Below are 18,484 nucleotides of genomic sequence, written 5' to 3'. Positions count from 1 at the left end.
GTCCATGACAGGACTGCACACCTTCCGTCTTCCCGCGACCGTCACCGGTTCGGGCGACGACATCGAGCTCGGCCGCCGTTACGGCACGCACTTCACCTCGATGTTCATGCGCTGCCACCCCGACCGCGTCACCACGCGGCGGATCGTCGGGGAGGACCGGCTGACCGTGCTCAGCGAACTCCGGTCCGGGACTCTCCACTCCTGAACGGCAGCAGATCCAGCAGGCGGCCGGTGGCCCGGTAGTCCGCGACCCGCTCGGCGAACGGCCGCTGCACGATCCGGTGCACGGCGTCCTTGCCGAGCCGCTCGTAGGCGGGCACCGTGTCGTTGCTCAGGAAGTCCCAGCGCGCCACCCGGTCCGCGTAGTTGAACGCGGGCAGCGGACCGCCGAACAACGGCCGGTACTGCGCGGGCGTCTTCCCGCCGGGAACGGGCATCGGCCCGGCGACCGTGATCGCGTACGTGACCATCTCGCCGGGCGGCAGCAGCCGGGACCGCATCCGGTCGAACTGGTCGGCGATCACCAGGTTCTGCTCGCGCGAGGAGAACTCCATGACGGCCTGCGCCGGATCCGCCCACGCCGCGGTGGTGTCCGCGTCGATGATGCCCGCGTCGCGCAGCTCCTCCACGGCCTTGATGCCACCGTGCAGGTAAGCGGCGTGCATCGCGCCCAAGTCCATGAAGATGTGCTTCTGCATCGACATCAGCATCGACGAGAACCAGCGCAGTTCCGGGATCGTGCCGAGGTCGAGCATGCCGGCGGCGAACGCGGGCGCGCCGATGTTCGCGAAACCCATCCACCGCAACGTGTCCGGGTGCGTCAGGTAGAGCTTCGCGTAGAAGTCGTAGACGGCGAAGATCACGGCGCGGTTCGAGGCCGCGGAGCGCTGCGGGTCCCACTCGGACAGGTTGACGCCCGCCTCCTCGGCGGCGCGCACGATCCAGTACTGCCACAGCAACGCCCTGAACCTCGCCGGCGCGATGCCCTTGGCCCGGTACGCGGTCAGCGCCTGCTCGATCGCGGCACGGTCGGACGGCAGATCGGGGTGCACTCCACCCCGCTGTTCGCCGTTTCCGTTCACCAGCGGCAGATCGAGGTAATCCACCGTGTCCGCTTTGGTAGCACCCATGCTGCCGAGCACGAGCGCCGCCACGACCATGAGCACGCGCATGAACGCGAACTGTATCCGGATCAAGCATCCTTTCCGTTCACTTGAGCACCCGGTCAAGTGATGTTTTGCGCGTTCGTTAGCACTTCCGGTACCGATGGGGCCATAAATCTCAACAGGGCTACTCCTTATGCCTATAACGTTTGGGCGTGACTCTTGAGGTTTCCTTGATCGAGGCGGTTCGAGCAGGACTCGAGGAGCGCGCGGATCCGGTGAAGGCACTGGAGATGCAGGCGTACATGAAGTCGGACATGCCGTTCCTGGGCGTGCGGAAACCGGGACGGGTCGCGCTGCTGAAGTCGCTGCCCCAGTTGCACGACCGGGACGAGTGGCTCGACGCGATCCGGACGTTGTGGCGCGAGGCGACCTGTCGCGAGGAGCGCTACATCGCGTTGTCGCTGAGCGGTGATCGCCGATTCCAGTCCGTTGATCTGCTGCCGTGGTTCGACGAGATGATCGTGACCGGGGCGTGGTGGGACTACGTCGACGAGATCGCGTCGAAACGGATCGGGCCGTTGTTGCGCTCGACGCCCGACGTCGTGCGGCCGTTGATGCTGAAGTGGTCGGTGGACGCCGACCGGTGGCGCCGCCGGACGTCGGTGATCTGCCAGCTCGGGTTCAAGGGCGCGACCGACGCGGAACTGCTGGCGGCGTGCGTCGACGCCAACGTGGACGATCCCGACTTCTTCCTGCGCAAGGGGATCGGCTGGGCGCTGCGGGAGTTCGCGAAGACCGAGCCGGGGTGGGTGCGCTCGTTCGTCGAGGCGCGGCCGGGGCTGTCGCCGCTGTCACGGCGCGAGGCGTTGAAGCACCTCTAGCGCGCGGACGTGGTCGCAGAGCACCCTAGCCGTGCTTCGCACGACCCGAGTAGGTGAGCGGGAAGACGAGCTCGGCGCACGCCGCCGGGACGTCGGAGGCGACCTCGACCTTCATGGCGACCTCGACCGCACCTCCCGCGGGGATCTCCACGATGTCGGTGAGCGGCACGACCGACAACACACCGGACGGGCACCCCGCGACGCGCTGCTGGGTGCCGTCGAGCGGCTGGCCGGGCACCGCAGACAGGCTCTCGACGATGATGACGACGGGGTTGGGGTTGGACAGCCGCACCTTGCGCTCGCCCACGGCACCCGGCGTGAGCTCCACGGGAGCACCGGAGATGTCGTTGATCTCGAACGGCTTGAGCTGCTGCATGCCCGACTCACCGCTGCTCACGGAATACGCCATCGCAGGCGATTGCGGCTCAGGCCACGTGAGGTGCATGGCCGCCACGACCGCCGCGCCGACCATGAGGATCGTCAAGGACACGGCGATCTCAAGGCGCGGACCCAGACTACGCATGGCGCAACTCTCCAGAGTCGTTGCTCCCAGGCGGTGGGTTCGCCTCTAGCTCCCCACCGGACCGGCGACCATACTCGCCCGGTGGTTCATCGCTTCGCCCCTCGGCCCTAGCGGGCCGCGCCGCCAATCTTGGAGAAGCTTCACGTACTGCGCAAGCGTCTGACGGGCGCCGATTTCCCCTTGTAATGAGGGACTTTTGGCACCTTGACAGCTACGCAGGGCTACCACCTGCTGATTTGATCCCAAATCCCGACTTGCGGGACTCAACCGATCGAGCGAACTTTCATGGGCAATTTATCTGCGTGTGACTCGTGGACCAGCTGCCGACCGCGGCTTGGACTCGTACGCGGTCGATCGCGAGAGGCACGTTGTAGGTCAAAGCGGTGGTGGAGAACTCCTTGTTGAAGGATCCGCCACCGCCCTGTTGCCACATTACTGTGTACAAACCGGCGCCCGGCACCGCCTCCCACTTCACGGTGGTCGAGTTGCCGGCCTTCGCGCAGGACGTGATCACCAACGGCTCCACGGTGCCCGCCTTGGCCTGCGCCGTCCCCGTCTTCGACGTCTGCCAGGCCGCCGAGGCGGGCTGCGCCGCGAGCAGGCACAGCACCGCCGCCGCGATCACCGGGCGCTTCATGCCCCGGTCCCGCTCGCGATCGTCACGACGACGGGCACGTCGATCGAGGCGCCCTGGCAGGAGTTCGGCGCGGTCGAAGCCATCGACACGCTGAACGTGATGGCCACCGGGGCGCTGTTCGCGGCCAGCTGCGTGCCGGGGAACCGCTCGGCGAACGAGACGCCGCACGTGCCGGCACCGTTCGGCGCGATCGAGGTGACCGTCACCGGGTACGGGTTGGGGTTCGCCACCGTGACGACCGCGTTGCCCGAGGTGCCGGGGTAGAGCACTCCGGTGGTGACCGCGCCGCCGGTCACCACCGGAGCCAGTGCGGTGCCCGCCTTGGTGGTGGCGCTGCCGGTACCGGAGCTCGTCCAGGCCGCGTAGGCGACGCCGGAACCGAGTGCGGCCGTCGCGACCGCCAGGACGATGACGCCCCGGCGGACGTACCGCCGCCGGACGAGTTCCCTGAAGCTGATCATGGCTTGATCGCCGTTCCCGAGTAGGTGAGGGGGAAGGTGAGGTTCTTGCAGGCATCCGGTGCCGACAAGGCCATCCGGACGGTCAGCGGCACGTCGGCGTAGCCGTTCTTGGCGACGAGGACCGGCGCTTTGAGGGCGTCGACGGTCACGGTCTTCGCCGGGCAGTGCGGGGAGGGCCGCCCGACCGAGGTGTCGAGCCGGGTGACCTTGATGTCCTGGTTGTTGGGGTTGGTGACCCGCACCGGGCGGGTCACCGTCCCACCGGGGACCAACCCCGTCGCCGCGCCGGCGTCCGCGATCGTGAACGCCTTGGCGGGGTTGTCCGCCGCACTGCTGACCGGTGAGAGGACCAGCAGCACGGCGAGCACGATCAGGGCGCGGCGCATGGCTCAGGCAGCCGAGACGAGCGTTGCGGTCAGCGGCAACGAGAAGGTCTGGGACTTGCAGTTGTCGGCGGCGTCGGCGTTCATCGTCGCCTCGAGCGTGAAGGTCGCGGAGCCGTCGGCGCCGATCGTGCCGGGGCTGCTCACGGCCGGGCTGGTGACGGTGCCCGCGGCGCAACCGCCGGCGGTCAGGGCCGAGGTGCCCGCGCTGATCGAGGTGACCGCGACCGCGTAGTCGTTCGGGTTGTCGATCGTCACCTGGAAGCTGACGGTCTTGCCGGGGTACAGGCCACCCGCGCCGTCGACCGGGGTGATCGTGGAGTTGACGCTCGTGGTGGAGCCAACGGAACCGGAGCCGGAACCGGTGCTCGACCACGCGGCGTAGGCGACGCCGCCGCCGACTGCGAGGACTGTGACTGCTGCGATGACCGCGGTGCGCTTGCGCATGTTGTTCTCCTGAGGCGTGGTGCCCGGTGGGACGACACCAAGTTTGGAGAACCTTCAATCACTACACAGCGTGCACAAGACACAAGAACGAGGACCCGGGAGGCACTGTTGGCAACCGGCATGGATCGGTTACGTGCGCACGCGGACTGGAGGTCAGGACCGTCCTTACGCGAAAAGGCCCGGGATTCGCGCAGAATCCCGGGCCTCACGCGGTGTGACTGATCAGGCGCGGAGAGCCGCACCCAGGCGCTCGCCGGCGGCGGCGACGGCGGCGTCGCGGGCCGAAGTCGCCTCCTCCACCGTGAGCGTGCGGTCCGGCGCGCGGAACCGCAGGGAGTACGCGAGCGACTTCTTGCCCTCGCCCACCTGCTCACCCGTGTAGACGTCGAACAGGCGGATGTCCTCGAGCAGGTCGCCCGCGGACGCGCCCAGCACCTCGGACACCGACTGCACCGGCACGGAGGCGTCCACGACCAGGGCCACGTCCAGCAGCACCGGCGGGTAGGCCGACACCACCGGGGCCGGGCGGTGGTCGTCCAGCGGCAGCGCGTCGAGGTCGAGCTCGAACGCCACGGTGCGCTTGGGCAGGCCGAGCGCCTCGATCACCTTCGGGTGCAGCTCGCCGGCGTGGCCGACGGGCCAGTCGCCGACCCGCAGCTCGGCACAACGGCCGGGGTGCCACGGCAGCAGGTCCGACGCCACGACGCGCAGCTGCACGCCGTAGGCCTGAGCGGCGCGACGGGCGGCCTCGACGGCGTCCGACCAGTCGGCGATGCGGCCCTTGCCCCACCAGCCGGCCAGTTCGCGGTGGCCCGTGAGGACACCGGCGACGTGCAGCGGCTGGTTCGGCAGCGCGGCCAGCAGCGAGGCCAGCTCGGCCTCGGTCGGCCGGCGGTCCACGCCCAGCGACGGCACGGGAACCTGCTGGGCGCGCGGCAGCGTCACCTGGGCGATGTTGTAGAGCGCGACGTCCTTCGCACCACGGGCGAGGTTGCGCTGGAGGGTCTCCAGGAGGCCCGGCAGCAGCGTCGTCGCCAGGACGTTCTTGTCCGCCTCCAACGGGTTCAGCACGCCGACCGTGTTGCGCCGGATGTCGTCCGCCGGCAGGCCGAAGGCGTCGAACACCGACGGGTCGATGAACGGGAACGGCTTGACCTCGACGAACCCGTCCTCGGCCAGCGTGCGCCACACCGTGCGGCGACGGCGCTGCTGCTCGGTCAGGCCGCGACCGGCGGGAGCGGGCGGCAGCACCGACGGAATCGTGTCGTAGCCCTCCAGGCGCAGCACCTCCTCCACCAGGTCGGCGGGCTGCACGAGGTCGGACCGCCACGTCGGCGGCACGGCCGTGACGATCGTCTGGCCCTCCTCCGAGGTCGTCACCGAGACCTGGCAGCCGATCTGGCCGAGACGGCGGGCCGTGACGCCCCGCGCGTAGCGGACGCCGGCGATGCGGTCGGGCAGGTCGATGGGCATCGACACCGGCGCGGGCACGGCGGGCGCGCCCACGTCCGTGCGGCCCGGCTTGATCTGGCCCTCGGCGTAGTGGTTGAGCAGCTTCGCGGCCCGCTCCAGCGCGACGGGCGCGAGAGCCGGGTCGACGGTGCGCTCGAAGCGCTTCGCGGCCTCGGACGGCAGCTTGTGCCGGCGGACCGTGCGCGCGATGGACGCCGGGTCCCAGTTCGCGGCCTCGAGCAGGATGTCCGAGGAGGTGTCGCCGACCTCGGTCGACGCACCGCCCATGACACCGGCCAGCGAGATCACGCCGGAGTCGTCGGCGATCACGATGTCGTCGGCGTCGAGCGCGCGGACCTGGTCGTCCAGCGTCGTGAGCTTCTCCCCCGCCAGCGCCCGGCGCACCGTCAGCGCGCCGGACAGGGAGGACGCGTCGAACGCGTGCAGCGGCTGGCCCAGCTCGAGCATCACGTAGTTCGTGACGTCGACCGGCAGCGAGATCGAGCGCATGCCCGCGAGCATCAGGCGGCGGCGCATCCACCACGGCGTCGGCGCCGTCGGGTCGACACCGGTGACGCGGCGCGCGACGAACCGGGAGCAGCCCTGACGGTCCTCGACGTGGACCGGCCACGCCTCGCCCTCGGGCTCGGGGATCTCGACGACGCCGGGGTCGCCGAACGGCACGTCCAGCGCGCACGCGATCTCGCGGGCGAGGCCGCGGACCGAGAACGCGTAGCCGCGGTCCGGGGTCGGCGCGAGCTCGATGACGCTGTCGTTCAGGCCGAGCAGCTCCAGGGCGTCGTCGCCGGGCTGCGCCGTGCCGGTGGGCAGCACGAGGATGCCGGAGTGGTCGTCGCCGATGCCGAGCTCGTCGGAGGCGCAGATCATGCCCTGCGACACGCGGCCGTACGTCTTGCGCTCGGAGATCGCGAAGCCACCGGGCAGCACGGCGCCGGGCAGCGCGACGACGACCGAGTCGCCCTCGACGAAGTTGGTGGCACCGCAGATGATCTGGTTGACCTGCTCAAGGCCGACCTCGACCTTGCAGTAGCGGATGGGCTTCTTGAACTCGGTGAGCTCCTCGATCTCGACGACGCGACCGGCGACGATCGGGCCGGTCACGGGACCGAGCGGGCTCACCTCCTCGACCTCGATGCCGATGCGGGTGAACGCCTCGGCGAGTTCGTCGGGCGTGGGGACTTCGTCGAAACCGAGGTGTTCGACCAGCCAGCTGACCGGGACGCGCATCCGGATCAGGCCTCCGTTCCGAAAGGCTGGGTGAAGCGGACGTCGCCCTCGACCATGTCGCGCATGTCGGGAAGGCCGTTGCGGAACTGCAGGGTGCGTTCCAGGCCCATGCCGAACGCGAAGCCGGAGTAGACATCCGGGTCGACGCCGGTGGCGCGCAGCACGTTGGGGTTGACCATGCCGCAGCCGCCCCACTCGACCCAGCCGGCGCCGCCCTTCTTCTCCGGGAACCAGACGTCGACCTCGGCCGACGGCTCGGTGAACGGGAAGAAGCTCGGGCGCAGGCGGGTCTTCGAGTCCTCGCCGAACATGGCGCGGGCGAACGCGTCGAGCGTGCCCTTGAGGTGGCCCATCGTCAGGCCCTTGTCGATCGCGAGGCCCTCGACCTGGTGGAACACCGGGGTGTGCGTCGCGTCGAGCTCGTCGGTGCGGAACGTGCGGCCGGGGCACACGACGTACACCGGCAGCTCGCGCTCCAGCAGCGTGCGGGCCTGCACGGGAGAGGTGTGCGTGCGCAGGACCAGCTGCGAGTCACCCGGCGCGATGTAGAACGTGTCCTGCATCGAGCGGGCCGGGTGGTCCTTGCCGAAGTTCAGCGCGTCGAAGTTGAACCACTCGGTCTCGAGCTCGGGGCCTTCGGCGATCTCGTAGCCCATGGCCACGAAGACGTCACCGATGCGCTCGGCGAGCGTGGTGATCGGGTGGCGCGCGCCGCGCGGGAAGCGGTCCCAGGGCAGCGTGACGTCGACGGACTCCTCGCGCAGCACCCGCTCGTCGCGCTCGACCTGGAGCACGGCGAAGCGCTCGTCGAACGCGGTCTTGATCGCGGACTGCGCCTCGTTCACCCGCTTGCCGGCCTCGGCCTTGGCCTTGGGGGGCAGGGCGCCGATCTCGCGGCGGGCCAGCAGCACGGGCGACCGGTCACCGAGGTGGCCGGGCTTGACCGCGGCGAGTGCCTCGAGGTCGGCTGCTCCGGCGAACGCCTCGCGCGCCTTCTGCACGGCCGCGTCGAGGTGCTCGGCCGACAGCGCCGCGACCTGCTTCGGGTCGTACGGGTCGTTGGCTCCGGACATGGTTTGTGGACAGCTCCCAGTTTTGATCCACACAGCGGACCTCGGTAATGAACAGGCCGATCCTAGTCGGTGCCGTCTTGACCGCTCGGGCCGCTTCCTCTATCGGCCTGATACCGCGCTCGCCACCGCTGAACGACGGGCGTACCCACCAACAACGCGACCGAGACCGGCACGATCGCGTTCCAGGGCTCCCCCAGCCAGTTGCCCAGCAGCACCACCGCCAGTGCGCAGCACAGGAACAGCGCCGACCTCCACGCCCAGAACCACATCGCGTTCCCCCAGGTGCTCAAAAAAACGGCATGAACCACACGGTCGTCCCTAGGATGGGCGGCATCATGTCGCACACCTTCCGCGTCGACCTGCGCGGCATCATCGACCTGCTCAGCCACCACCTGTACAGCAGCCCGCGCGTCTACGTGCGGGAACTGCTGCAGAACGCCGTCGACGCGATCACGGCACGGCGCGAGCTCGACCCGTCGTGCCCCGCCGACGTCACGATCACCTGCGGTCCGGCGCTGACGATCACCGACACCGGCGTGGGGCTCACCGAGGACGAGGTCCACGAGCTGCTGTCCACGCTCGGCCGCACGTCCAAGAGGGACGACCTGGGGTTCGCCCGCGAGGGGTTCCTCGGCCAGTTCGGCGTCGGCATGCTGTCGTGCTTCCTGGTCGCCTCTTCGGTGACGGTCGTCACGCGGTCCGCCCGCGGCGGTCCGGCCGTGCAGTGGGAGGCGGATTCGTCCGGCAACTACACGGTGTCCGAAGTAGACACCGCGGACGGTGTGCCGGTCGGTACGACGGTGAAGCTCGTTGCCTCGCGAGGCAACGAGCACTGGCTCGAAGCCGACGTCGTGCGGCCGTTGGTGAGCGACTACGGCGATCTGCTGCCGGCCGTCGTGACGCTGGACGGTGCGGTGGTGACCCGTGGCGAACGGCCCTGGGACGACGAGGACGCCGACCTTTCCGAGTACTGCGAGCAGGTCTTCGGGTTCAAACCCTTCGAGGCGATCCCGATCGAGGTCGAGGCGGCGGGACTGACCGGTGTCGCGTTCGTGCTGCCGTCCGGGGTGCACCCCGGCACGCGCCAGACGCACCGGGTGTACCTGAAGCGGATGCTGGTCGGCGACAACGTCGAGGGCCTGCTGCCGGACTGGGCGTACTTCGTGCGGTGCGTGGTCGACGCGTCCGCGATCCGGCCCACGGCGTCGCGCGAGTCGCTCTACCAGGACGAGATGCTGCTGGCGGTGCGCGAGGAGCTGGGCGAGCAGATCCGCGACTGGCTGATCCGGCTGGACGCGATCGAACCGCGCCGGGCCGGTGAGCTGCTGGCCGCGCACCACCTGGGCATCAAGTCGCTGGCGCGTTCGGACGACGAGATGCTGCGGCTGGTCGAGCGGTGGCTGCCGTTCGAGACGACCGAGGGCGCGATCCCGTTGCGGCAGTTCAAGCGCAAGCACGGCGCGATCCTCTACATCCCGGACGTCGACGAGTTCCACCAGCTCGCACCGGTCGCGGCCGCGCAGGGGCTGGGCCTCGTGAACGCCGGCTACGCCTACGACATGGAGCTGCTGAACCGGCTGAGCGCGCTGGACGGCCCCGCCGTCGCACGCCGGGTCGCGCCGTCGGAACTGCTGGCGGCGCTGGCCGATCCGGAGCCGGACATCGAGACGGCACTGCGGCTGCGGCTCTCCGAGGGCGCGGCGGCGCTGGACCGGCACGACTGCGACGCGGTGATCCGCGACTTCGACCCGGTCTCGTTGCCCGCCCTGCTGATCACCAACGCGGAGCAGCAGCGCAAGCTCGACACCGAGCAGACCGCCGAGGAGGTGACGGACCCGTTGTGGGCGGAGCTGCTCGGGCAGCTGACCGCGGGCTCCGGTTCGTCGCGCCCCGAGCAGCTGGTCCTCAACTGCCGCAACCCGCTGGTGCAGCGGCTGGCGCGGCTGACCGACCCCGCGCTGGTGGAACTGACGCTCGAATCTCTGTACGTGCACGCCGTTCTGCAGGCTCGGCGAGCGATGCGACCGAAGGACACGGCGGCGCTGAACCGCTCGTTCCTGGAACTGCTGGACCGCGCCGTTGGGGGCAAGTGAACATGGCCGACTTCACCGCCGAGGACGCGGAGCGCGCGTTCCTGGAGGCGTACAACATGCCCACGGGCATGCCGAAGCACGAGGCGCTGGAACGGGCCGCGCGCATGTCCGACGCGCTCGGGCACCTGCCGCTCGGCGTCTCGTGCCGCACCGCGCTGATCGACTCGGCGTACTACCTGGCGCGCTACGACCTGATGCTCGCGCCGTTCGCGTGGGTGCGGGCCGCCGAGGAGAAGGACCCCGAGGCGTTCAACGAGTACGAGGTGCACTCGCTCAACTGGGCGCACAAGTGGATCGCGACGGGGCTGCGCCGCGACCCGAAGTTCTCGCTCGAACAGCTGCAGGCCGTGATCGGCCAGCTCGCGGACCGCTACGGCAAGCTCGGTTTCTCGGTGCAGCCGGTGCACGGCGCCCGCGCCGAGTACGCCTACCACGTCGGTGACATGGCGGGCCTCGCCGAACACCTCGGGCGCTACCTCGCCACGGAACGCGGGCCGATGGCGGACTGCGAGGCGTGCGTGATCGAGGAGCAGGTCTGGATGCTGGCGCGCCTCGGCCGTCACCAGGAGGCCGCCGCGCACGGCTGGGAGGGCCTGTCGGGCGACTCCGGCTGCGCCACGCAGCCGCAGGGCATCCTGTCCGCGCTGCTGTGGCCGTTGCTGGAGATCGGCGAGCTGGAGAAGGCCGCGCACGCGCACACCACGGCGTACCGGTTGATCAAGGACGACGAGATCACCTCGTACGTGCACGAGCACATCCGGTTCTGCGCGCTGACGGGCAACCTCTCGCGCGGCGAGGACATCCTGCGCCGCTCGCTGCACAAGGTGACGGCCGTGCAGCTGCCGGCCGACGAGATGTCGTTCGCGGAGTGCGCTTCCGTGCTGCTGCAGCGTCTTCCGGCCGACACGGTGTTCGAGGTGCCCGCGGTCGGGTCGCGGACGGCCGCCGAGCTCCTCGACCGGCTGTCGAAGCGGGCTCTGCAGCTCGCGAGGCAGTTCGACGAGCGCAACGGCACGCCGGCGTGGCTCGACCGGATCACGAAGTCGCTGGAGCAGAAGGACTACCCGGCGGTGGAGCTCGCGGTGCCGGCCGCGCCCGTCACCGCCACCGCCGAGGAGTCCGTCGTGTTCGGCGACCCGGTGGAGATCGCCGAGTCGATGGTGACGCTGTACGAGCAGGGCGACTTCGTGAGGGCGCGGCGGATGCTCGACTCGCTGCCCGCGGACATGGACTCGTTGCTGCCGCCCGATCTCGCCGCGCACGCGGGCATCCGCCGGATGACGACCGGGCTCGTGCCGTTCGACCCCGCCGTGTTCGACGAGCTGCTGACGGCGCTGCCCGCCGACCTCGCGCTGCGCTACCAGGCGCGGCTCGCGATGGGCCTTCCGGACGGCAGGGAGCTCGCCGAGCGGTGCCTGGCCGAGGCGACGACGGACTACACGCGGACGGTCGCGGCACTGTCGCTGGCCGAGCTGTACGACGACGCGCACGAGCACGAGCGGGCGAACGAGATGATCGCGCTGGCGTCCTCTTTGGACGTTCCGGAGCTGCGCGGCCGCGTCGCGGTCGAGACGGCCGAGCACAAGGCGCGGCAGCAGGACCTCGAAGGCGCGTACGCGGACGTCCTGGCGGTCATGGCGGGCGACATCCCGCTGAACGCCCGGTTCGAGGGCTACCGGCTGCGGTTGCGGCTGGAGACGTTGCTGCGCAAGGTTCCCGAGGCGGTGGCGACGGCGCGGGAGTTCGTGTCGGCGTTCCCGCTGCCGGAGTCCGCGGAGGCCCGCTGGTACCAGGTCGCGACGATCCAGGAGCTGGACCAGGAGGGGGCCTGCCTGGGTGATCTGCGCGAGGCCGTGGCGATCTCCCGAGTGCACCTCTCCCCCGGTCACACCGCGCACTTCTGCTTCGCGCTGAGCGGCGGCTACGTGCAGACGGACCGGTTCGTCGAGGCCGCCGAGGTCCTGGAGGAGTCGTTGCGGCTGCTGCAGGAAGGTCAGGAGGACCTGCGGCTGCAGGTGGTGTTCCGGCTCGGCCAGGTGTGCCGCAAGCTGGGCGAGCTCCCGGCGGCCGAGCGCTACCTGCGCGAGGCGGCCGACCTGCTGCCGCCCGAGGAGACGGGCCGCCGGGCGTTCCTGCTCGACGCGCTCGCCTCGGTGCAGGGCAGGCTGGACAAGCACGACGAGGCCATCGCGTCCTGGCGCGCCGGTGCCGCGTTGTGGCAGCAGGAGGGCAACCTCTCGGAGGCGATCGGCTCGCTGGTCGAGCTGGCGTCGAACCTGCCCGACGACGAGGTCACCGAGACCCGTGCGGCCGTGAACGACGCCGAGGCGTTGCTGCCGTTGCTGGACGAGCCGGCCGAGGTCACCCGGCGCCAGGCCGAGATCGCCGCGATCCGCGCGTGGGTGCACGGTCAGACCGGTGAGTTCGCGCTGGCGATGAAGCAGTACCGCGACGCCGAGGCGCTGGTGGTGTCGCTGGGCGACGAGGGCTGGCGGGTGTTCGTCGTGCTGAAGGCGGCGCACGTGCTGCTCATCGCCGACGACGCCGCGGGAGCGGAGGCCGAGGCACGCCGGGCGGCATCGCTGCTGCCCGACGACAACCAGGTCTCCACCGTGCTCTCGATGTTGTCGGAAGCATTGCGGCGCCAGAACAAGCCGTCTGGCACCGATCCGCTGGTGCGCGAGCTGACCGCCCGGCTGGACTAGCCGTCGTTCGCTGGGTGTCAGCTCGACATGCTTTTCGTCGAGCTGACACCCAGCGCGGGCGTGGATCGTTCAGAAGTGTGCGCGGTCGCCTTCTCGTAGGCGACCTCGAACGCTTCCTCCGCGGGCACCTGGATGTGCGGCACGACTCCGACGCCCTCCCAGTTGGTGCCGGAGATCGGGTTGATGGCGCGGCCGTTGGGCACCGCGGACTTGAGGTGCGGGCCGACCCGGTAGCGGTCGCCGGGGTGGGCACCGCCCCTGGTGGTCTCGCCGATGAGCGTGGCGCGCTCGTTCTGCTGGAGGTTGTAGCTCAGTTCCTCGCCACCGGAGAACGTGCGGCTGCTCGTGAGGACGTAGACCGGCTTCTTGCCGCCGAACTTCGGGCCCGGCACGTGCGGGAGCGTCCAGAACTGCTGGGTGGAGTCTTCCGGGCGGTTGTAGATGTCGTTGAGGTGCACGGGTTCGTCGAACAGGTAGCTGCAGACGAGGGCGACCGTGTGCGGGTCGCCGCCGACGTTGCCGCGCAGGTCGATGATCAACGCGTCGGTGTGGGCGATGAGGTTCATCGCGGCGGTGACGGCCGGGGTGGCGATCTCGGCGTCGTGCAGCCGGCGGATCTCGAGCAGGCCGACGTTGCCTTCGAGCCGCTCGACCCTGCGGATGCCGAACGCGTCGAGCTCGGCTTCCTTCTTGTACGCCACCGGGTCCCAGGCCGACTCCTGGCCGGTTTCGGGGATTTCCTCGGCGCTGTAGAGCAGGCGGAGGTGCTTGTCGCCGTTGACGCTTTGCAGGTCCGCGGTCACTCTCGCCGCGAACTCCTCATCGTCCACATCGGAGTAGGCACCCTCGGCGAGGCGGGCGCGAATGACCTTCGCGATCTCTTCGGCCGTGTCCGGGAAGACGTAGTAGGAGGCGAGCTGGGAGCACAGGATTTCGATCTCGGGTTCGCGCACCGGGCGCACAGTAGCCGCGCGCCCGTCGCCCGTCAGCTCAATTCCGGCGCTGGTCCCGTGCGGAGGCGTAGAGGCACACCGCGGCGGCCGTGGCGAGGTTGAGGCTCTCGGCGGCGCCGTACAGCGGCACCTTCAGCGAGGTGTCCAGCTTCGCGATGACGGCGTCGGGCAGGCCGTGCGCCTCGCTGCCGAAGACCCACGCCGTGGGCTGCTCCAGCTCGCCGTTCGCCGACGCCTCGACCAGGTCCTGCTTCGCGTAGCCGTCGGCGGCCACGAGCCTCAGACCGGCCTGGCGGCACGCGGCGAAGACCTCGTCCGCGTCCCGGGAACGAGCGATCGGCAGGTGGAAGAGCGAGCCGGTGGAGGCGCGCACGCACTTGCCGTTGTGCGGGTCGACCGTGTCGCCCGCGAAGATCACCGCGTCCGCTCCGGCCGCGTCGGCCACCCGCGTGACGGTGCCCGCGTTGCCGGGGTCGGAGACGCCGTGCAGCACGGCGACGAGCCGTGGGGTGCCCTGCAGGGCGGCTTCGAGCGGCTGCGGGACCGCGTCGCACACGGCGACGATGCCTTGGGGCGTCACGGTTTCCGACAGCGACTCGGCGGCCTTGTCGGTGACCTCGCTGATCCGGATGCCTCGCTCGGAGGCGCTCTGGAGCAGTTCGGTGTTGCGTTCCGCGGCCGTCGCCGTGACGAAGAGTTCGTGCACCTCGCCGCCCTGCCAGGCGAGTGCCTCGCGCACGGCCTGGGCGCCCTCGACGAGGAAACGGCCTGCCTTGTCACGGCCCTGGCGGCGGGTCAGGTGGCGAGCAGCAACGACCCGAGGAGTCCGTTCGGTGAACGGACCTGCCTCGGGTCGGTTGTGTCCGTGCGGGTGCTGGCTCAGGCCTGGTCCCCGGCAGGAGCGTTCACGTCGGCCGGGAGCGCCTTGCGGGCGATCTCGACGAGCGCCGTGAAGGCGGTGGCGTCGTGGACGGCGAGGTCCGCGAGGATCTTGCGGTCGACCTCGACACCGCCCAGGCGCAGGCCCTGGATGAGGCGGTTGTAGGTCATGCCGTTCGCACGGGAGGCAGCGTTGATGCGCTGGATCCACAGCTTGCGGAAGTCGCCCTTGCGCGCACGGCGGTCGCGGTACGCGTAGTTGAGCGAGTGGAGCACCTGCTCCTTGGCCTTGCGGTACAGCCGCGAGCGCTGGCCGCGGTAACCGCTGGCCAGCTCGAGAACGGTACGACGCTTCTTCTGGGCGTTTACAGCCCGCTTGACGCGTGCCACGGGTACATCCTGTCGATCTCATGGGGAACCGGCGTCGGGGGCCGGTTCCCGAATTAGCTGGGGGTGTCGAAGCGGGTCAGAGACCGAGCAGCTTCTTGATGCGCGGGGCGTCGTGGTCCGACACGACCGCGGTGCCGCTCATGCGACGCGTCACCTTGCTGGACTTCTTCTCCAGGATGTGGCGCTTGCCGGCCTTCTCCCGGAGGATCTTGCCGCTGCCCGTGACCTTGAAGCGCTTCGAGGTCCCGCTGTGAGTCTTGTTCTTCGGCATTTCCGTCCTCGTCTCGTGCTACCCACCGGGTCGGGGGCGGGCGTGCGTCCTACGCCTCTTCCGAAGCGGTGTCGTCCGCCTCGGGCGCGTCGTCGTCGTGCTTGACCACGCGCGGCTTGATGTTCTTGTGCGGCGCCAACACCATGATCATGTTGCGGCCGTCCTGCTTGGGGTTCGACTCGACGAAGCCCAGCTCCGCGACGTCCTCCGCCAGCTTCTGCAGAAGCCTGTAACCCAGTTCGGGGCGCGACTGCTCGCGACCGCGGAACATGATGGTCACCTTGACCTTGTTCCCGTGCGACAGGAAGCGGGCCACGTGGCCCTTCTTCGTCAGGTAGTCGTGCGGGTCGATCTTCGGGCGGAGCTTCTGCTCCTTGATGACCGTCAGCTGCTGGTTCCGACGCGACTCGCGAGCCTTCTGCGCGGTCTCGTACTTGAACTTGCCGTAGTCCATGAGCTTGCAGACCGGCGGGCGAGCCTGAGCGGCGACCTCGACGAGGTCGAGATCCGCTTCTTGCGCGAGTCGGAGCGCGTCCTCGATGCGAACGATCCCGACCTGCTCACCATTAGGCCCGACCAGACGAACTTCCGGCACCCGGATGCGGTCGTTGATGCGCGGCTCGGTGCTGACGGGTGCACCGCGGTTCGAGGGACTTGTCATTCACGTCCTTTGAGACTCGGTTGCGCCAAAAACAAGAGCCCCGTCACCGTCTCCCGGTGAAGGGGCCCGCTTCCGACCGATCGCACCTCAGGACTACGAGCACTCGTGTGCCAGTAACCTGGAGGACCGGACCCGGCCACCTCAAGAAGCGGTGAACGCGGGTGGGAGCGGGGCTCCACTTGCCGCTCTCGCACTAACGAGAGCTGGTCGCGTCCGAAATACTAGCAGACGCTCTTGTCAACCCCCGAATCGCGGGCCTGTGACGTAGGCCCCGCACGGCGGCTTGCTTGAATGGGGCGTGACCGATCCGCTTGAAGACAGCATCCGTGACCTGGGCGATGTCCCCAGCATCGAGGTGATCAGCCGGGCCGCGGTGATGCTGCTGTCCGCCGCCGCGGAGCGCCTGGGCCTCGCCGACCCGGACCCCGACAACTCCCCGCGCCGCGACCTCGACGAGGCCCGTCGCCTGATCACCGGCCTGGCCGGCCTGGTGACGGCGACCTCCGAGTACCTCGGCCCGCACGCCGCTCCGCTGAAGGACGGCCTGCAGTCGGTGCAGCGCGCGTTCCGCGAGGCCTCGGCCGTGCCGGACGAGCCCGGCCAGGGCCCCGGCGAGAAGTTCACCGGTCCCGTCTACTGATCAGCCCGCACCACGACCGGCTCCCACGGCTCCGCCCTGACCTGGAAGACCGCACTGGACCGTTGTCCGGTGGCGGCCCGGAAGGTGATGGCGGAGCCGTTGTGGAGCGGCCCGAGTTCGAGGTGCTCGGCGGGCGGTTCGTCGTACTGCGAAAGCCCGAGCACCCGTGACCCCGGCACGACCGACACGGTGAGCTGCTGGATGACGGCGGGCCCGCCGAAGTAGCTGAGCCGGAACTCGTCCGGCGCGCCGGGCGTGATCGCGAACGTGGGCATGCCCCGCTTGCTGCGCTCGACCGCGATGAGTTCGGTGATCTCGTTGATCTGCGCCGTCGCCTGCTGCGCGGTGAACTGGGCCTCGTCCGCCAGCATCCGGGACGCCGCGGCCTCCTCGGCGGCCTTCCCCACAGCCTCCTCGGCCTTCACCGCAGCCTTCTTGGCCTCCTCGGCGGCGTTCTTGGCCTGAAACGCACTGGCCGTGGCCTGCTCGACGGCCTTGCGCGCGGCCTGCGCCTCCTCCTGAGCCCTGCTCGCGGCGTTCTGCGCCTCTTGCGCGGCCGTCTGCGCGTGCTTGGCCTCACGCGCCTGCCACAGGGCGACGGCCATGGCGCACATCGCCACCACAGCGGCGATCACTGAGATCGCGATCATGCCTTCACCCCCACCGAGGCCAGCTGACGTCGCGCCAACTCGTCGATCACGTCCGTGTCCCCCGTCCGCCACGCCACGGCGGGGTCACCGTCGAACTTGCTCAACTGCCTGGGGCTGAGGCTTGTGAGCGCTCTCAGGGCCAGCAGGTCAGGCTTGTCGCGCAGCCGCGCGGTGTCGGCCGCCTTGCGCGCGTACCTCAGGCGGACCGGCAGCCAGGTGATGAGCAGGAACAGGACCGGAATGACCACGATGGCGGTGGCGAGCCAGAAAGCGCTGTCCTGCACCACGCTGATCTGCGCGTTGCCCGCGTTCGTCAGGGTTTCACCGGCCTTGGTGCCGTTGCCCAGCGCGCCGGCCAGGTCCTGGCCCACGAAGGGCACGCCCCTGGCTTTGGCTGCCGCGTTGGTGAAGACGTCGCGGATGTCGCCGCCCGCGTTGACCAGGCCGTCCCCTGGGGCCCTGAGTTCCAGGACCCAGTCGTGGACGGTGTTGGCCACCCAGATCCAGAGCCCGACCCAGCCGACAGCGAGGAGGTCGGCCACCAACTGACGCGTGAACCTCGCCGGTCTGTCCGCGTACCACTTCATGGTGCGGATCGTGCCATGAAGTGGTACGCGGGCGAGTAAACGTGGTGATGATCCGCTCACTCGTCAGCGGAGTTGCTCGAGCAACTCCTCAGAGGAAACGCCCGGCTGCAACTGGTGCTCGAAGCTGTACTCGTCGTCACAGAACACCATGTCGAGAGCGGCGGGCACGAACGCGCGAAACCACGCCGCGTACTCCGCGACAAGTTCCGGAGCTCCGTCCAGGTAGAGACATTGCCCGGCCACGTCGACGTTGGCGTCGAGCACGGCACCATCGCGCAGGTACTCCCAGACCAGGCCGCGAGTGGGGTGCGGGGCGTCCGCGGGGTCACCGGAGAAGGTGACCACCGCGTCGGACCAGTCCTGTCGCAATCGTCCGAGCACCTCGGCCAGATCAGCGTGGTACTCCTCGTCCGCAACGATCGCCAGGTATGACATCGCGCGATC

General features: G+C 69.7%; 22 protein-coding genes. 5 read left to right on the top strand and 17 right to left on the bottom strand.

The genetic code is table 11. The features are described 5' to 3' along the window. Positions 1-4: 4 nt before the first annotated feature. Positions 5-205, top strand: a complete 201-nt coding sequence (locus AB0M48_RS27320; RefSeq protein ID WP_363847113.1) for a hypothetical protein — start codon at positions 5-7, stop codon at positions 203-205. Here the strand turns inward: AB0M48_RS27320 and AB0M48_RS27315 are convergent. Further along, complete coding sequence (locus AB0M48_RS27315) at positions 171-1,172, bottom strand: hypothetical protein (RefSeq protein WP_363847111.1); 1,002 nt, start codon at positions 1,170-1,172, stop codon at positions 171-173. The genes AB0M48_RS27320 and AB0M48_RS27315 overlap by 35 nt on opposite strands. 146 nt (positions 1,173-1,318) lie before the next feature. Between AB0M48_RS27315 and AB0M48_RS27310 the strand changes: the two genes are divergently transcribed. Beyond that, the gene (locus AB0M48_RS27310) at positions 1,319-1,987 is read left to right on the top strand and encodes a DNA alkylation repair protein (protein WP_363847109.1); all 669 of its coding nucleotides are present in this window, start codon (positions 1,319-1,321) and stop codon (positions 1,985-1,987) included. 25 nt (positions 1,988-2,012) lie between these two features. On the opposite strand, the gene AB0M48_RS27305 is transcribed toward AB0M48_RS27310, so the two are convergent. From AB0M48_RS27305 to AB0M48_RS27270, 8 genes are all read right to left on the bottom strand, one after another. Further along, positions 2,013-2,510, bottom strand: coding sequence for a hypothetical protein (locus AB0M48_RS27305; RefSeq protein ID WP_363847107.1), 498 nt, complete (start codon positions 2,508-2,510; stop codon positions 2,013-2,015). A gap of 283 nt (positions 2,511-2,793) precedes the next feature. Beyond that, a complete protein-coding gene (locus AB0M48_RS27300) occupies positions 2,794-3,147 on the bottom strand; it encodes a hypothetical protein (RefSeq protein ID WP_363847105.1) in 354 nt (117 codons plus the stop codon). Next, a complete protein-coding gene (locus AB0M48_RS27295; protein WP_363847103.1) occupies positions 3,144-3,608 on the bottom strand; it encodes a hypothetical protein in 465 nt (154 codons plus the stop codon). Before AB0M48_RS27295 ends, AB0M48_RS27300 begins: the two co-directional genes overlap by 4 nt. Beyond that, complete coding sequence (locus AB0M48_RS27290; protein ID WP_363847101.1) at positions 3,605-3,994, bottom strand: hypothetical protein; 390 nt, start codon at positions 3,992-3,994, stop codon at positions 3,605-3,607. Before AB0M48_RS27290 ends, AB0M48_RS27295 begins: the two co-directional genes overlap by 4 nt. A 3-nt stretch (positions 3,995-3,997) precedes the next feature. Continuing rightward, on the bottom strand, positions 3,998-4,438 hold the full coding sequence (locus AB0M48_RS27285; RefSeq protein WP_363847099.1) for a hypothetical protein: 441 nt from the start codon (positions 4,436-4,438) through the stop codon (positions 3,998-4,000). Between the two features lie 222 nt (positions 4,439-4,660). Next, positions 4,661-7,138, bottom strand: a complete 2,478-nt coding sequence (gene pheT / locus AB0M48_RS27280) for a phenylalanine--tRNA ligase subunit beta (RefSeq protein ID WP_363847097.1) — start codon at positions 7,136-7,138, stop codon at positions 4,661-4,663. Between the two features lie 5 nt (positions 7,139-7,143). Next, entirely contained in the window at positions 7,144-8,211 is a 1,068-nt protein-coding gene (gene pheS, locus AB0M48_RS27275) for a phenylalanine--tRNA ligase subunit alpha (RefSeq protein WP_363847095.1), read from the bottom strand. Between the two features lie 62 nt (positions 8,212-8,273). Further along, on the bottom strand, positions 8,274-8,501 hold the full coding sequence (locus AB0M48_RS27270; protein WP_363847093.1) for a hypothetical protein: 228 nt from the start codon (positions 8,499-8,501) through the stop codon (positions 8,274-8,276). Positions 8,502-8,510: 9 nt separating this feature from the next. On the opposite strand from AB0M48_RS27270, the gene AB0M48_RS27265 reads away from it, so the two are divergent. Together AB0M48_RS27265 and AB0M48_RS27260 are read left to right on the top strand one after the other, a co-directional pair. Continuing rightward, positions 8,511-10,304, top strand: coding sequence for an HSP90 family protein (locus AB0M48_RS27265; protein ID WP_363847091.1), 1,794 nt, complete (start codon positions 8,511-8,513; stop codon positions 10,302-10,304). A gap of 2 nt (positions 10,305-10,306) precedes the next feature. After that, positions 10,307-13,009, top strand: a complete 2,703-nt coding sequence (locus AB0M48_RS27260) for a hypothetical protein (protein ID WP_363847089.1) — start codon at positions 10,307-10,309, stop codon at positions 13,007-13,009. Between the two features lie 17 nt (positions 13,010-13,026). Here AB0M48_RS27260 and AB0M48_RS27255 read toward each other — a convergent pair whose 3' ends face one another. From AB0M48_RS27255 to infC, 5 genes are all read right to left on the bottom strand, one after another. Further along, positions 13,027-13,962 carry a S41 family peptidase gene (locus AB0M48_RS27255; RefSeq protein ID WP_363847087.1) on the bottom strand — a complete coding sequence of 312 codons (936 nt, stop codon included), beginning with the start codon at positions 13,960-13,962 and terminating at the stop codon, positions 13,027-13,029. 37 nt (positions 13,963-13,999) lie between these two features. Continuing rightward, positions 14,000-14,761, bottom strand: a complete 762-nt coding sequence (locus AB0M48_RS27250) for an RNA methyltransferase (protein ID WP_363847160.1) — start codon at positions 14,759-14,761, stop codon at positions 14,000-14,002. Between the two features lie 80 nt (positions 14,762-14,841). Next, positions 14,842-15,231, bottom strand: coding sequence for a 50S ribosomal protein L20 (rplT, locus tag AB0M48_RS27245; RefSeq protein WP_090067920.1), 390 nt, complete (start codon positions 15,229-15,231; stop codon positions 14,842-14,844). Positions 15,232-15,307: 76 nt separating this feature from the next. Further along, positions 15,308-15,502, bottom strand: coding sequence for a 50S ribosomal protein L35 (rpmI, locus tag AB0M48_RS27240; RefSeq protein ID WP_258948200.1), 195 nt, complete (start codon positions 15,500-15,502; stop codon positions 15,308-15,310). A gap of 49 nt (positions 15,503-15,551) precedes the next feature. Further along, a complete protein-coding gene (gene infC / locus AB0M48_RS27235) occupies positions 15,552-16,163 on the bottom strand; it encodes a translation initiation factor IF-3 (RefSeq protein WP_319981973.1) in 612 nt (203 codons plus the stop codon). A gap of 298 nt (positions 16,164-16,461) precedes the next feature. On the opposite strand from infC, the gene AB0M48_RS27230 reads away from it, so the two are divergent. After that, complete coding sequence (locus AB0M48_RS27230) at positions 16,462-16,803, top strand: DUF1844 domain-containing protein (protein WP_090067916.1); 342 nt, start codon at positions 16,462-16,464, stop codon at positions 16,801-16,803. Here AB0M48_RS27230 and AB0M48_RS27225 read toward each other — a convergent pair. The 3 genes from AB0M48_RS27225 to AB0M48_RS27215 all read right to left on the bottom strand — a co-directional run bounded on the left by AB0M48_RS27225 (position 16,797) and on the right by AB0M48_RS27215 (position 18,475). Then, positions 16,797-17,453: a hypothetical protein gene (locus AB0M48_RS27225; protein ID WP_363847084.1), complete on the bottom strand. Its 657-nt coding sequence runs from the start codon at positions 17,451-17,453 to the stop codon at positions 16,797-16,799. The two genes, AB0M48_RS27230 and AB0M48_RS27225, sit on opposite strands and share 7 nt — an antisense overlap. Continuing rightward, positions 17,450-18,040: a hypothetical protein gene (locus AB0M48_RS27220; protein ID WP_363847082.1), complete on the bottom strand. Its 591-nt coding sequence runs from the start codon at positions 18,038-18,040 to the stop codon at positions 17,450-17,452. Before AB0M48_RS27220 ends, AB0M48_RS27225 begins: the two co-directional genes overlap by 4 nt. A 63-nt stretch (positions 18,041-18,103) precedes the next feature. Beyond that, the gene (locus AB0M48_RS27215) at positions 18,104-18,475 is read right to left on the bottom strand and encodes a hypothetical protein (protein ID WP_363847080.1); all 372 of its coding nucleotides are present in this window, start codon (positions 18,473-18,475) and stop codon (positions 18,104-18,106) included. Positions 18,476-18,484 lie beyond the last annotated feature (9 nt).

Source organism: Lentzea sp. NPDC051208, from assembly GCF_040682435.1.
Taxonomy (GTDB): domain Bacteria; phylum Actinomycetota; class Actinomycetes; order Mycobacteriales; family Pseudonocardiaceae; genus Lentzea; species Lentzea kristufekii.
Note: the sequence above shows the minus strand (reverse complement) of the source record. Positions and strands in the feature narration are given on the sequence as shown.